Below are 13,190 nucleotides of genomic sequence, written 5' to 3' on the forward strand. Positions count from 1 at the left end.
CCCCCGGGCCGGCCCCCCCCGTCCCCACCGTCCTGCGCCCCGAGGTCCGTCATGTCTGCACCCACCGCCCACCCCACCGCGCGGCGATCTCCGATCGTCCGTCTGCTCCACGCCGCACTGATCGCCGTGATGCTCGTCCTGACCTCCGGCCTCGCCGCCGCGAACGCCGAGGACGTCACGCTCTCCATCGCCCCGGGTCCCAGCGACGGGTCCACCGGTCGCGGGGACACGCTGGCCTGGTTCCTCGAGCCGGGCACCACCGTCCAGGACTCCGTGGTCATCACCAATTACAACGACACCTCCCTGCAGCTCGCGCTCGGGGCCAAGGACGCCATCACGACGAGCGACGGCAACCTCGACCTGGCCCTGGCCGACGTGCCCGACACCGGGATCGGCGCCTGGATCGCCCTGCCCCAGGAGACCGTCGACATCCCCGCCGGCCAGAGCGTCACCGTGCCCTTCACATTGACGATCCCCGCCGACGCCGCCCCCGGCGACCACTCCGGCGGGATCCTCGTCTCGTACACGACGCCGGGCGCATCGGTCTCGGTCGACGATCGTGTGGCCACGCGCGTGGACGTCCGGGTCGCCGGCGAGCTGACGGCCACGCACGAGATCTCCGACCTCGCCGTCGAGATCCCGTCGACCTGGTCGTTGCTCACGCCGAGCACGGCCACCGTCACCTACACGCTCACCAACACCGGCAACGCCCGGATCTACGCCAACGAGACCATCACCGCCTCGGGCCCGCTGGGCATCGGGGCGCTGCGGACCACGGCGACCCTGGCCGAGGTGCTCCCGGGCGCCACCGTCCAGCGGTCCGTGAAGGTCGATGCCCGGGCCCTGCTGTGGAACCGGATCACGGTGGACACGACGTCCTTCGCGGTCGACGAGACCCCCGGGACCGCCGTCTCGCTCGAGACGTCCGTCTTCGCCGCCCCCTGGACGCAGCTGATCGTCATGGTGCTGCTCCTCGTCCTCGCGGTGGTGCTCGGCGTGCGCCTCAGCGGCCGGCTCGGGCGGCGGACCGCCGCGCCGCCCGCCGCGACCCCGTCGCCGAGCACGCCCCCGCAGGCCGACGATGCGGACGACGTCGCGCCCCACGTCCCGTCGTCGGCTCCGGCCCCGCAGGCCGACGATGCGGACGACGTCTCGTCCCCGGCTCCGGACTCGCGGGCCCTGGGTGCGCTCGGCGCTCTGGATGCTCTGGACGCCCGCGACGACGGCGACGGCATCCCGCGGTCCTGAGCGGCCGACACGCTCAGCTGCGCGCCAGGAGTCCCTCGCGCACGCGCGGCCATTCCTCGGCGATCACCGAGAAGTAGTCCACATCGGCGATCGTCCCGTCGGCCGCGGGCCGGAACCTGCGCAGCGTGCCCTCGAAGCGGGCGCCGAGCTTGCGGATCGCGGCGTGGGAGCGGGCGTTGCGGTGATCGCAGCGCAGGGCCGCCCGCTGGACGGCGAAGACCTCGAAGGCGTGCCCGAACAGCAGGAGCTTGCAGGCCGGGTTCACTCGGGTGCCCCACACCCTGCGGGCATAGATCGTGCTGCCGATCTCCACCCGGACCCCGGGCACGAGGTCGTACAGCGTGGTGCGGCCGACCAGCGTTCCGGCCTGCTCGACGGCGAAGGCCAGAGTTCCGGGCGCGGTGACGAGCCCGGCCAGGTGGGCGGACATCTCCGCATCCGTCGCCGGCAGCGGCTGGGCGTTGCCCGCCCAGGTGGCCTCGTCGACGAGGGCCCGCAGGGCGGGTCCGTCCTGGGCCGTGAGCGGGCGCAGGCTGACGTCCCCGCGGGTGAGCGTGATCTCGTGCTGCATGGTCCTCGTCCCCGAAGCGTGCGGTGCGGATGCCGCAGCGGTCAGACGGTGGTGATGACCTCGACGCGCTGGAACTCCTTGAGCTCCGTGTACCCGGTGGTCGCCATCGCATGCCGCAGGGCGCCGATGAGGTTGGTGGTGCCGTCGGCCGACAGCCCGGGACCGAACAGGATCTGCTCGAGCGGGGCGACCGCGCCCACGGGCACGCGGTGCCCGCGCGGCAGGGTGGGGTGATGCGCCTCGCTGCCCCAGTGGAAGCCGTGCCCCGGCGCCTCCTCGGCGCGGGCGAGGGCGGCACCGACCATGAGGCCGTCGGCGCCGCAGGCGAGCGCCTTGACGATGTCCCCCGAACGGCCCAGGCCGCCGTCGGCGATGACGTGGACGTAGCGGCCCCCGGACTCGTCCATGTAGTCCCGGCGGGCGGCGGCGACGTCGGCGACGGACGTTGCCAGGGGCACCGAGATGCCGAGCGTCTCGCGGGTGGTCTGCGAGGCGCCGCCGCCGAAGCCGACGAGGACCCCCGCCGCACCGGTGCGCATGAGGTGCAGGGCCGCGGTGTAGGTGGCGCAGCCGCCGACGATCACCGGGACGTCGAGCTCGTAGATGAAGCGCTTGAGGTTCAGGGGCTCCCGGTTGCCCGAGACGTGCTCGGCGGAGACGGTGGTGCCGCGGATGAAGAACAGGTCCACCCCGGCGTCGACCACCGTCTTCCACAGCTCCTGGGTGCGCTGGGGCGAGAGGGCGCCCGCGGCGGTCACCCCGGCATCGCGCAGCTCCTGGATCCGGGCGGTGATGAGCTCGGCCCGGACGGGAGCGGCGTAGATGTCGCGCAGGGTCGAGACGACCTCGTCCTCGGGAGCGGCGGCCAGGCGCGCGAGCTGGTCCGTCGGATCCTCGTAGCGGGTCCAGACGCCCTCGAGGTCGAGGACCCCCAGACCGCCGGCGCGGCCGAGGGCGATCGCGGTGGCCGGGGACATGAGGGAGTCCATCGGCGCGGCGAAGATCGGGATGTCGAAGTGGTAGGCGTCGACCTGCCAGGCCGTCGAGACGTCCTCGGGATCACGGGTGCGGCGGGAGGGGACCACCGCCACGTCATCGAGGCCGTAGCCCCGGCGTCCACGTTTGTTCCGGCCGATCTCGATCTCGTTCATCACGCGGGCAGTCTACCGAGGCGCCGCCGGCGCGGGCCGCGGCGCCCACGCAGGCGGCGCGGCGACAGCGATCAGGGGATGCACCGCACGCTCACGCACGGCGCAGCAGCTCCTGGCACAGTCACAGCGGCCACACCACCTCGACGTCGGGCGTCTTGCCCTTGCGCCGCAGGAAGTCGTTGAAGTTCTCGGCCCAGTCGCGGTGCAGTGCGATCTGGCGCTGGTGGACCTCGGCCAGGGGCGCCGCGCCGAGATCCGGATGCCGCGCGATGATCCCGCGCAGCACGTCGAGGGTGGCCGAGACGTCGACGTCGGCCGTGTGCATCCGACCGTCCTGGGTCACGTCGTACACGGAGCAGAGGTCCGTCAGGGTGCGCTTGCCCTTGCGGAACCGGTCCAGGCCCCGGTCCAGGACCAGCGGATCCACGACCGGGGCGATCTCGTGCCCGAGCCGCTGGGCCAGGGTGGGCAGGCCGTGGCGGGCGAGATCCGCCTCGAGGATCTGGAGGTCGAAGCCTGCATTGAAGGCGACCACGGGGATCCCGCGCCCCAGCGCGTCGGCGAGCATCGCGGCGACCTCGTCGAGCGCCTCGGCGGGCGCCATGCCGTGCGCCCGCGCGTGCTCGGTGGAGATGCCGTGGACGGCGGCGGCGCCCTCGGGGATCTCGACACCGGGGTCGATCAGCCAGGTCGCGACGGTCTCGAGGTCACGCCCGGGACCCACAGAGTGGACCAGTGCGGCCGTCACGATGCGGTCGCGGTGCACGTCCGTCCCCGTGGTCTCGGTGTCGAAGCCGAGCAGCGGCGAGGTCGCGAGCGTCGCGCCGTCCCCGCCGCGTGCTGCGTCGCCGGCTGCTGTGGTCCCGGTCGTCCCGTGCGTCGTCATGCCACGAGCGTACGAGTCACCGCCGACAGTCGGAGCGACTGCGTCTGCGTCGGCGCCCGCCCCCCCCCCGGGGAGCCCGCCCGGCGAGATGACTCCTGACCGTGGCCCCACGTGTCGTCGCGGGACGGACCCGGCGCGCACCTGGCATGATGGTGCCGCACACCACACTCTTCGAGGGGGACTCCCATGTCTGATCCGTACGGCAACGCGCAGGGCTCCCAGGGCGGAGCCTACGGCCAGGGCTCGGGGAACCAGCCCCCCGCCTACGGCCAGGGCGCCCAGCAGCCGTCCAACGGTCAGCCGGCCCAGGAGCCCCAGCAGCCGGCGTACGGCCAGCCCTCCCCCTCCTACGGGCAGCCCTCGCCCTCATACGCGAGCGAGAACCCGGGATTCGGCCAATCCTCCCCGGCCTACGCGGGCTCTGCGAACTCCGCGGGTCAGGCGCCGTACTCCTCGTGGCAGACGACGTCCGGCGGGGGCTACACCCAGCCCCCCAAGAAGCGCGGGCTCAAGCGGATCATCATCGGCATCGTCCTGCTGGTCCTGAGCGGGATCGCCATGGTCATCGGGGGGTTCGTGGGCCTGGGTGTCGGAGCGCTCGCCTCCATCAGCAGCGCCGAGAAGACCCCCATCACCTCCGGGCAGGAGTTCGGCACGACCGCCGGTCTCTACTACGTCTTCGTGCCCTCGGGAACGGTGGCGTCCTGCACCGTCACGGGGGATCCCGCGAGCAACGTCAGCGACGAGAGCTCGAGCGGCTCGATCACCGTGGATGTCGATGGCACCGAGTACGAGGCCGTCCACCAGTTCACCACCACGGGCGATGCGCAGGTGACCGTCGACTGCGGTGACGCCGATCAGATCGTGATCGCGAGCGTGGGCGGAGGCGGCGTGATCGCGGGCATCGCGATCGGCGTCGGGATCCCCGGCATCTTCGCGCTCCTGGGCCTGATCCTGCTCATCTCCGGGATCGTGGGCCGCGTGCGCTCGGGCCGCGCCCAGGCCTGAGCACGCGCGGCACAGACCCGGACATGACCGCCCGCGGACCGGGAGCGCTCCTCCCGCCCGGTCCGCACGCGAACCGGCGAGGACGCCGGCCACCGGGCACGGCGATGGCCATCGCGGGGGCCGTCCTCCTCGCCCTGTCGGTGATGTCGATCCTCCCCGGGGGCTTCGCCGGCGCTCGGCTGGGCTACGACGCAGCCGTGCGGGCCGCTCAGCCCATGACCTTCGAGCGCGGCGTCCAGGTCCCGGTCGAAGCCGGCACCTGGATCATCCTGATGGAATCCTCGGTCGACGCGGTCTGCCGCACGGACACCGATCCCCCCTCCGCGATCGAGATCTCCCCCGCGGCAGTGGTCGAGGTGGAGCACGACGGGACGGTGCTCCGGTCGCGCCTGGAGGTCTCGGCCCCCGGGCCGGGCACGATCTCCGTGGAGTGCGCGGGCGAGGGTCGGTCCGTGATCGCTCCCCTGGACCTCACCTGTGCCCACACGGGCCTCGCCATCGGACTCGCGGTGCCCATGCTCGGCGCCGCGGCCGGCCTGCTCCTGCTGGTCATCGGGCTCGTCATCCGTCGTCGGCCCCGCGCGCCCTGAGGTCTTCGACCCCCATCCCGCACGCACCCGATGTGCGGGACCGTCTCCCATTCATGCACCGCGCACCCCAGGAGCAGACATGCCCGCACCGGTTCCCTACCTGCTGCTTCCCGGGACGGCCCGCGCCGCCCTCGAGCTCTACGCCCGCGTCTTCGGCGGAGAGGTCACGGTCTACACCCACGCGGACTTCCACCGGGACTCCGGGACCCCCGAGGCCGTCGCCCACGGCGGGCTCGACGGGACGGTGTCGCTGTTCGCCGCGGACGCGGAACCGGATGCGGAGACGCTGCGCGCCGAGGGGCTGTTCCTGAGCCTGCTCGGGGCGGCCGAGCCCTCCGTGCTGCACGCCTGGTTCGACGCCCTGGCCGAGGGCGGCACCGTGGTCGATGCCCTGGCCGTGCGGCCCTGGGGCGACACCGACGGCACCGTCCGCGACCGCTTCGGCGTCACCTGGCTGATCGGGTATCAGCCGTCCTGATCCACCCGGCCGACGGCCGGCGCCTCAGCTGTCCTGCACCCAGGCGCGCAGCGCCTGCGCCGTGAGGGTGTCCACGGACGCGTCCTCGACCATCGTGCGGGGGGTGCCCTCGAAGACGATGCTCCCGCCGTCATTGCCGGCGCCGGGGCCCACGTCGATCAGCCAGTCGGCCTGGGACATCACGGCCGGGCTGTGCTCGATCACGATCACCGTGGAGCCGGCGTCGACGAGGCGCTGGAACATCGCCACGAGCGTGTCGACGTCCTGCAGGTGCAGGCCGTTGGTGGGCTCGTCGAGAACGAAGGTCTGGGCCCCCGTGCCCATGCGCGCGGCGAGCTTGAGCCGCTGGCGCTCGCCTCCGGAGAGCGTGGTGAGCGGCTGACCCAACCGCAGATACCCCAGTCCCACGTCGAGCAGGCGCCGCAGGATCTTCTTCTCCTTGGCGGCGGTGAAGTGCTCGGCGGCCTGCGCGACGGACAGGTTCAGCACGTCCTCGATGGTCAGGCCCTCGAGGCGGTACTCGAGCACCTCCGCCTGGAAGCGCCGCCCCCCGCAGACCTCGCAGGGGATCGCGGTGCCGGCCATCAGGCCGAGGTCGGTGTAGATGACACCGGCGCCCTTGCAGGCGGGGCAGGCGCCCTCGGAGTTGAAGCTGAACAGTGCGGGCTTGACGCCGTGCGCCTTGGCGAACGCCGAGCGGATGGGATCCAGCAGCCCCGTGTACGTCGCGGGGTTCGAGCGGCGCGACCCGCTGATCGCCCCCTGGTCGATCACCGTGACGCCGTCGCGCCCTTCCAGCCCGCCCTGGATCAGGGAGCTCTTGCCGGAGCCTGCGACCCCCGTGACCACGGTCAGCACGCCGCTGGGCAGGTCCACGTCGACGTCGCGCAGGTTGTGGTCGCTCGCGCCGCGTATCTCGATCGGCCGGCCCTTCGCGGTCCGCACGGACGCCGGCAGCGTGAGCCGGTGGTCGAGACTGCGGGCGGTCGCCGTGTCCGTCGCGCGCAGGGCGTCGAAGGTGCCCGTGAACAGCACGGTGCCGCCGTCGGCGCCGGCGCCGGGACCGATGTCGATGAGGAGGTCGCCCACCGCCATGACCTCAGGCTTGTGCTCGACGACGAGCACGGTGTTGCCCTTGTCCCGCAGCTGCAGCAGCAGGGCGTTCATCCGCGAGATGTCGTGGGGGTGCAGGCCCGCGGTGGGCTCGTCGAAGACGTACGTGACATCGGTGAGCGGGCTGCCCAGGTGGCGGATCATCTTGATCCGCTGTCCCTCGCCGCCCGAGAGGGTCCCGGACTCACGATCCAGCGAGAGGTAGCCCAGGCCGATGTCGATGATCGCGCGGAGCATCCCGGTGAGGTTCACGAGCAGGGGCGCGACGGAGGGCTCGTCGAGCTCCTGGACCCAGGTGAGCAGGTCGGTGACCTGCATGGCGGTGAGCTCCCAGATCCTCTTGCCGCCCACCACCGCCGTGCGGGGCTTCTCGGCGAGCCGGGTGCCGTGGCACTCGGGGCACAGGCCGTAGGTCGCCACGCGCGCGGCGAACTCCTGGATGTGCTTCTGCTTGGGGGGGTTCTGCGGATCCAGGTACGAGCGGCGCACCCGGCTCGCGAGCCCCTGGTACGTGTAGTTCATGCCTGCGAACTTGATCTTCGTGGGCTCCTGGTCGTACAGCCAGTGCCACTGCTCCTCGGTGTAGTCGGCGACCCGCACATCGGGATCCAGCCGTCCGGTCTCGGCGTAGGAGCGCCACTGCCACGAGCCCACGGGGTGCCCGGGCAGCAGGATCGCGCCGTCGTTCAGGGTCTTGGAGCGGTCGACGATCACGTCCACGTCGAGCGTGCTGGTACGGCCGGTGCCCTCGCACGACGGGCACATGCCGCCGATGACCTCGAAGGTCTTCTTCTCGGCCTTGCCGTCGGCGGTGCGCAGCACCCCTGCCCCGCTCGCCGAGGCGACGTTGAAGGCGAAGGCCTGCGAGCTGCCGACGTGGGGCACCGAGCAGCGCGAGTAGAGGGTGCGCAGCAGGGCGTACGCGTCGGTGGCGGTGCCCACGGTCGAGCGGGCGTTGGCGCCCAGGGGGTTCTGGTCCACGACGATCGCGGTGGTGAGGTTGGCGAGCTCGTCGACCTCGGGTCGCGGCGCCGAGGGCATGAAGGTCTGGACGAACGTCGAATACGTCTCGTTGATGAGCCGCTGGGACTCCGCGGCGATGGTCCCGAACACGAGGGAGGACTTCCCGGAGCCCGAGACCCCCGTGACCACCGTCAGGCGCCGCTTGGGGATGTCGACGTCGACGCCTCGCAGATTGTTGACCCGGGCACCACGCACCCGGATCACGTCGTGCGCGTCGGAGGTGCCGTGCTCGGGGGTCTCGGCGACGGGGCCGGGGGTGCTGGTCATGGCGTCGTGCTAGGGCCAGGTGCCGACCGACGAGCACAGGTCACCCCCAGGCGGCGAGGAGCGCGTCGCCCCAGGTGGCGAGTTCTGCCGGGGACTTCCCCTGGCTCATGATGAAGGCGGTGCCGCCGTGGGTGCCGCCCACGCACGACGCCATGCCCTGGGTGATCCCGCACGTCCAGGTCCGGTACTCGATCGGCTGCTCCAGGGCGCCCGCGAAGGTGGACGGGTCGGTGCCGGGCCGGAAGGACAGCCCGATCGCATCGCTCACATCTCCCGTGAGGTACGTGCTGATCTCGCCCTTGGTCTCCTGGAAGAAGTAGCCGTCGACCTCTGCGGGAGGTGGGGGCACCTCGCCGGCCCCCCAGGTCGCGGTGTCCGCGCTCGGGACCTCGGAGGTCACGGGCTCCGTGGTGACGGGCTCTGTGGTGGCCGGATCGGTCTGCACCGTGCTCGTGCCGGGCCCCGCCGTGGGGTCGGGCTCGTCACCGCCGCGTTGGACCAGGACGAACCCGACGACGATCACAATCGCGAGGACCACCAGCAGGGCCACGCAGCCCAGGGCCCCGAGGATCCAGGGGGTCGCCCCCGTGCGCGGAGGCGTCGGCGACGCCGGGGTGTCCCCGCTCCCCGGCCCGTACCCCCGGGGCGCTCCGAGATCCAGGAGGGCACTGTATCCCCCAGGCCCCGAAACCCCGGGGCCCGGCTGCCCGGGGTGACCTCCCCCGTACGGTCCGGGGACGCCCCCCTGAGGGTATGGGCCGTCGCCGTGCCGCGGTCCTCCGCCGTCGCCGTACCCGTTCCCCGGTCCGTATCCGTTCGAGCCCATGCCCCACCCCCTGCTCAGGACCGTGCACGGCGCGGAGGAGTCTCGGCACGCTCACGGTGTCCCTGCCGATGATATGGGGAGCTCTCCGGGAGGTCAGACCCAGGCCGCGACGAAGGTGTCCCCCCACCCCGCGAGATCGGCTCCCGACTTGCCTGCGCCGATGAGCTGCACGGCGCCGCCATGAGCGGTGCCGATGCAGGTCGGAGTGCCCTCCGACGTGCCGCATGTCCATGTGCCAAAGGTCTGGGGGGCCTCGAGGCTGCTGGTCAGGACCTCCGGGCTGATGCCATCCCAGAAGAGCACGCCGATCGTGTCCGAGGCGTCGGGGGTCATGTAGATCCAGAAGGCCTCAGTCGTGGTGTCCGCATTGGTGTATCCCGCGACCTCCTTGGGCGTCGCGGGAACGGCCCCGGCGGCCGTCGTCGGCGCATCCGACGTGGGTGCGTCCGTGGTCGGGGCGTCGGACGTGGGAGCGTCCGAGGTCGGTGCGCCGGACGTGGCAGGCGCCGAGGAGGTCGAGGTGGGATCCTCCTCCGCACGGTCACCCCCGCCGCCGGGAAGGACCACGAGCACGACGACCAGCACGATCGCCAGGGCGAGGACCAGCAGACAGCCGCAACCGCCGAGGATCCACGGCAGGGGGCTCTTCTTCTTGGGCGGGATCCCGCCTCCGCTCTGCTGCCACGAGGCCGCCGAGCCGCTGTCGCCCTGCCACTGCGGCGGCTCGGGGACGGCGCCCTGGCCCTGCGGCGCGCCGGGGTACGTGCCCGACGGTCCCGAGGCCCCGCCGTGCCCCTGCGGATCGGAGCCGTAGCCTCCGTATCCGCCCTGCCCCTGCGGCTCCGAGCCGTAGCCCCCGTACCCGCCCTGCCCGCCGTACCCGCCGCCCTGCGTGCTCATCCCCGGTTCCCCTGTTCCCTGGCGCCACGTTCCGGAGGCGGAGGCTGCTCCTCACGCCCGTGCGACGACCTGCGCCGATGATAAGGGGTCGACGTGACTCGGCAGAGCATCGGCCACGCACCGGCGGCGACGTCCGCCACGGACGACGGAGCACCCGAGGGGAGACGGACCCGGCTCAGCGCGCGGAGTAGTTGGGCGCCTCGGCGACCGCGTGGACGTCGTGGGGGTGGGACTCCTTGAGGCCTGCGGGGGTGATCCGCACGAACTGGCCGCGCTCCTTGAGCTCGGAGACGGTATGCGCGCCGACGTAGAACATCGACTGGTGCAGCCCGCCGACGAGCTGATGGGCGACGTTGGCCAGCGGCCCCCGGTACAGGACCTTGCCCTCGATGCCCTCGGGCACGATCTTGTCGTCGGATTCGACGTCGGCCTGGAAGTAGCGGTCCTTGGAGAACGACTTCTTGCCCCGGGAGGCCATCGCCCCGAGCGAGCCCATCCCGCGGTACGCCTTGTACTGCTTGCCGGCGACGAACACGAGGTCCCCGGGTGCCTCCTCGCAGCCCGCGAAGAGCGAGCCGATCATGACCGTGTCCGCCCCGGCGACGAGCGCCTTGGCGATGTCGCCGGAGTACTGCAGGCCGCCGTCGCCGATCAGCGGCACGCCCGCCGGACCGCAGGCCTTGGAGGCCTCGTGGATCGCGGTGATCTGGGGGACGCCGACGCCCGCGACGACGCGCGTGGTGCAGATCGAACCGGGACCGACGCCCACCTTGACGGCATCCGCACCGGCGTCGACGAGGGCCTGGGCCCCGGCGCGGGTGGCGACGTTGCCGCCGATGATCTGGACGTCCCGGAACCCCGGGTCGTTCTTGAGGGTGCGGATCATGTCGGTGGCCAGGCGCGCGTGGCCGTTGGCGGTGTCGACGACGAGCACGTCGGCCCCGGCGTCCCGGAGGGCGCCTGCGCGGTCCAGGGAGTCCCCGAAGAAGCCGACGCCCGCGCCGACCAGGAGGCGGCCCTGGCGGTCCTTGGAGGCGTTGGGGAACTGCTCGGACTTCACGAAGTCCTTGACGGTGATGAGGCCGGTGAGCTTGCCGCCGGCGTCGACCAGCGGGAGGCGCTCGCGCTTGTTGCGGCGCAGCAGCGCGGTGGCGTCCTCGGCGCTGACGTCGTCCGGGGCGGTGTAGACCTCGTGGGTCATCACCTCGTGCACGCGGGTCGTGGACCACTGGGCGACGGGGGTGAAGCGCAGGTCGCGGTTGGTGCAGATGCCCAGGAGCTTGCCCGCAGGATCGACCACCGGGAGGCCGGAGACGCGATACTGCCCGCAGATCTCGTCGAGCTCCTCGAGGGTGGCGTCGGGGCCGATGGTCACGGGGTTGGTGATGCGGCCCGTCTGGGTGCGCTTGACGAGGTCCACCTGGTGGGCCTGGTCCTCGATGGAGAGGTTGCGGTGCAGGATCCCGATGCCGCCGTGGCGGGCCATGGCGATCGCCATGCGGGACTCGGTGACCGTGTCCATCGCGGCGGACGCCAGCGGCATCCGCAGCGAGATCTCCCGGGTGAGGCGTGAGGTCGTGTCCACCTCGGAGGGGATCACGTCCGTCTCCCCGGGCAGCAGCAGCACGTCGTCGTAGGTGAGGCCGATGAAACCGAAAGGATCCCCTGTCGTCATGCACCGACCCTACCCGCCCGATGCCGGGCCCGGGACGTGCCGTGCTCCACGCAGACGGCTGTGACCAGCGCAGACACCATCCGTGGCCCGAATCACGCGGGCTCAGTGCGGGTGGGAGACCCGGCGCCACGCCGGGGACGTGGCGAGGTGGGCGAGGGCGAGGCCCAGCCCGGCCGCGAGGATCACCTGGACGGCGTCCTGGGTGAGGACGAGCGCGCTCGCGACGTCGCCGGAGTTCATGAGCGTGAAGGCGGTGTACAGCGTGTAGCCGGGGATCATGATGACGACGGCCGGCACGGAGACACCGGTGCGCGGGACGTGACGCCAGACGGCGACGACGTAGGCGAGGACCCCGACGAGCACGGTCGCGGCGAGCGTCGCGAGCTGATCGGGCACATCGACGCTGGTCAGCAGGAACCGTCCGCTGTTGGCGAGGCAGGAGATCGTCGCGGCCGCGAACGCGATCCCCCACGGCGAGTTGAAGATGACGGCGAACCCGACGACGCCGGCGAAGGTCGCGAGGGCCCGCAGGGGCAGCTCGACGCCGAGCGGCAGCGTGAGCCCCTCGGCGGTCTGCGGCGACAGGCCCGCGACAAGCCCGACGGTCCACACGGCCGCCGCGGCCGTGAGGATCACCGCGGCGGAGTACGCCAGGCGTGCCACCCCCGCACTGAAGTCCGAGCGGACGATGTCCAGCAGCCCGGTGATCAGGGGGAATCCCGGGACCAGGAACAGCACGGCCGCGAGGAGACCGCCGGCGTGCCCGTCCCCCGTGATGCCGAGCGAGGCGGGCACGAGGATCGCGGCGACGTAGACGGCGCTCGTGACGGCACCGGCGAGCAGGGTGATGAGCAGGTGGTTCCAGTGCCGACGCTGCATCACCCGGCGCAGGGCCTGGCCGATCGTCGCTGCGACCAGCACGCAGGCCATCTCGACGGGGCCGCCGCGGTTCAGGAAGCAGAAGGCCGCGCACGCGATGCCCGCGGCGAGCGCGTTGACGACGTCCCCGTACAGCGGCCCGCGCGTGGTGATGCGGGCCAGCCGTGCGTGGACCTCCGCGGCGTCGACGCCCGCGGGGAGGGTCTCGACCATGCGCTGGGTGCGGGCCATCCTGTCGACGTCGACGCCCACGTGGTCGGGCTGGGTGACCAGGGTGCGGAAGCGTCCGTCCATCATGGCGGTCGACGTGATGTCGGTGTAGGTGACGATGGAGACGAGCGAGGTCAGGCCCAGGGCGCGCCCGGTCCGTGCCATGGCGGCCTTGACCCGGTAGGAGGCCATGCCGCTGGACAGGAGGGTCGAGCCGACCGCCGCTGCCGCCTCGGCGCGGACCGTCAGCGAGTCGACGACCCCGATCGGGTTGGTCTCGGTGCGGCGGGGATGCTCGGCGCGGTCCATGCCCACGAGGCTAGTCCTCCCGGTGAGGCCGGGCCTCGCGTCGCGGGCGGGGTACG

General features: G+C 72.3%; 12 protein-coding genes. 4 read left to right on the forward strand and 8 right to left on the reverse strand.

Annotation, left to right across the window (positions count from 1 at the left end; genetic code table 11):
- The first annotated feature begins 51 nt into the window (after window positions 1-51).
- Window positions 52-1,248, forward strand: a complete 1,197-nt coding sequence (locus ACT3TZ_RS08150) for a WxL protein peptidoglycan domain-containing protein (RefSeq protein WP_444582905.1) — start codon at window positions 52-54, stop codon at window positions 1,246-1,248.
- A 13-nt stretch (window positions 1,249-1,261) separates the two neighbouring features.
- Here the strand turns inward: ACT3TZ_RS08150 and ACT3TZ_RS08155 are convergent, their stop codons facing one another.
- The 3 genes from ACT3TZ_RS08155 to ACT3TZ_RS08165 form a co-directional block, all read right to left on the reverse strand.
- Window positions 1,262-1,819 carry a GNAT family N-acetyltransferase gene (locus ACT3TZ_RS08155; protein WP_444582906.1) on the reverse strand — a complete coding sequence of 186 codons (558 nt, stop codon included), beginning with the start codon at window positions 1,817-1,819 and terminating at the stop codon, window positions 1,262-1,264.
- Between the two features lie 41 nt (window positions 1,820-1,860).
- Window positions 1,861-2,970 (reverse strand): GuaB3 family IMP dehydrogenase-related protein, encoded by a 1,110-nt coding sequence (locus ACT3TZ_RS08160; protein WP_444583024.1) that lies wholly within the window; start codon window positions 2,968-2,970, stop codon window positions 1,861-1,863.
- 121 nt (window positions 2,971-3,091) lie between these two features.
- Window positions 3,092-3,856, reverse strand: coding sequence for an exonuclease domain-containing protein (locus ACT3TZ_RS08165; RefSeq protein WP_444582907.1), 765 nt, complete (start codon window positions 3,854-3,856; stop codon window positions 3,092-3,094).
- Window positions 3,857-4,042: 186 nt separating this feature from the next.
- On the opposite strand from ACT3TZ_RS08165, the gene ACT3TZ_RS08170 reads away from it, so the two are divergent.
- From ACT3TZ_RS08170 to ACT3TZ_RS08180, 3 genes are all read left to right on the forward strand, one after another.
- The gene (locus ACT3TZ_RS08170) at window positions 4,043-4,864 is read left to right on the forward strand and encodes a hypothetical protein (protein WP_444582908.1); all 822 of its coding nucleotides are present in this window, start codon (window positions 4,043-4,045) and stop codon (window positions 4,862-4,864) included.
- A gap of 104 nt (window positions 4,865-4,968) precedes the next feature.
- Window positions 4,969-5,454: a hypothetical protein gene (locus ACT3TZ_RS08175; protein WP_444582909.1), complete on the forward strand. Its 486-nt coding sequence runs from the start codon at window positions 4,969-4,971 to the stop codon at window positions 5,452-5,454.
- Window positions 5,455-5,533: 79 nt separating this feature from the next.
- Window positions 5,534-5,932, forward strand: coding sequence for a VOC family protein (locus ACT3TZ_RS08180; protein WP_444582910.1), 399 nt, complete (start codon window positions 5,534-5,536; stop codon window positions 5,930-5,932).
- 24 nt (window positions 5,933-5,956) lie between these two features.
- On the opposite strand, the gene ACT3TZ_RS08185 is transcribed toward ACT3TZ_RS08180, so the two are convergent.
- From ACT3TZ_RS08185 to ACT3TZ_RS08205, 5 genes are all read right to left on the reverse strand, one after another.
- The gene (locus ACT3TZ_RS08185; RefSeq protein ID WP_444582911.1) at window positions 5,957-8,335 is read right to left on the reverse strand and encodes an ATP-binding cassette domain-containing protein; all 2,379 of its coding nucleotides are present in this window, start codon (window positions 8,333-8,335) and stop codon (window positions 5,957-5,959) included.
- 40 nt (window positions 8,336-8,375) lie between these two features.
- Window positions 8,376-8,885, reverse strand: a complete 510-nt coding sequence (locus tag ACT3TZ_RS08190) for a hypothetical protein (protein ID WP_444582912.1) — start codon at window positions 8,883-8,885, stop codon at window positions 8,376-8,378.
- 369 nt (window positions 8,886-9,254) lie between these two features.
- A complete protein-coding gene (locus tag ACT3TZ_RS08195; RefSeq protein ID WP_444582913.1) occupies window positions 9,255-10,061 on the reverse strand; it encodes a hypothetical protein in 807 nt (268 codons plus the stop codon).
- A 175-nt stretch (window positions 10,062-10,236) separates the two neighbouring features.
- Window positions 10,237-11,736, reverse strand: a complete 1,500-nt coding sequence (gene guaB, locus ACT3TZ_RS08200) for an IMP dehydrogenase (protein ID WP_444582914.1) — start codon at window positions 11,734-11,736, stop codon at window positions 10,237-10,239.
- Between the two features lie 102 nt (window positions 11,737-11,838).
- The gene (locus ACT3TZ_RS08205; protein ID WP_444582915.1) at window positions 11,839-13,134 is read right to left on the reverse strand and encodes a threonine/serine ThrE exporter family protein; all 1,296 of its coding nucleotides are present in this window, start codon (window positions 13,132-13,134) and stop codon (window positions 11,839-11,841) included.
- Between the last annotated feature and the right edge of the window lie 56 nt (window positions 13,135-13,190).

The sequence above is a fragment of the Brachybacterium sp. AOP25-B2-12 genome, from assembly GCF_052378625.1.
Classification (GTDB): Bacteria; Actinomycetota; Actinomycetes; order Actinomycetales; family Dermabacteraceae; genus Brachybacterium.

Coding starts and splice junctions, on each gene's coding strand:
- ACT3TZ_RS08165 (WP_444582907.1), bottom strand. CDS start 3,856: ATGACGACGCACGGGACGACCGGGACCACAGCAGCCGGCGACGCAGCA.
- ACT3TZ_RS08160 (WP_444583024.1), bottom strand. CDS start 2,970: ATGAACGAGATCGAGATCGGCCGGAACAAACGTGGACGCCGGGGCTAC.
- guaB (WP_444582914.1), bottom strand. CDS start 11,736: ATGACGACAGGGGATCCTTTCGGTTTCATCGGCCTCACCTACGACGAC.
- ACT3TZ_RS08155 (WP_444582906.1), bottom strand. CDS start 1,819: ATGCAGCACGAGATCACGCTCACCCGCGGGGACGTCAGCCTGCGCCCG.
- ACT3TZ_RS08195 (WP_444582913.1), bottom strand. CDS start 10,061: ATGAGCACGCAGGGCGGCGGGTACGGCGGGCAGGGCGGGTACGGGGGC.
- ACT3TZ_RS08170 (WP_444582908.1), top strand. CDS start 4,043: ATGTCTGATCCGTACGGCAACGCGCAGGGCTCCCAGGGCGGAGCCTAC.
- ACT3TZ_RS08175 (WP_444582909.1), top strand. CDS start 4,969: ATGGCCATCGCGGGGGCCGTCCTCCTCGCCCTGTCGGTGATGTCGATC.
- ACT3TZ_RS08150 (WP_444582905.1), top strand. CDS start 52: ATGTCTGCACCCACCGCCCACCCCACCGCGCGGCGATCTCCGATCGTC.
- ACT3TZ_RS08205 (WP_444582915.1), bottom strand. CDS start 13,134: ATGGACCGCGCCGAGCATCCCCGCCGCACCGAGACCAACCCGATCGGG.
- ACT3TZ_RS08185 (WP_444582911.1), bottom strand. CDS start 8,335: ATGACCAGCACCCCCGGCCCCGTCGCCGAGACCCCCGAGCACGGCACC.
- ACT3TZ_RS08180 (WP_444582910.1), top strand. CDS start 5,534: ATGCCCGCACCGGTTCCCTACCTGCTGCTTCCCGGGACGGCCCGCGCC.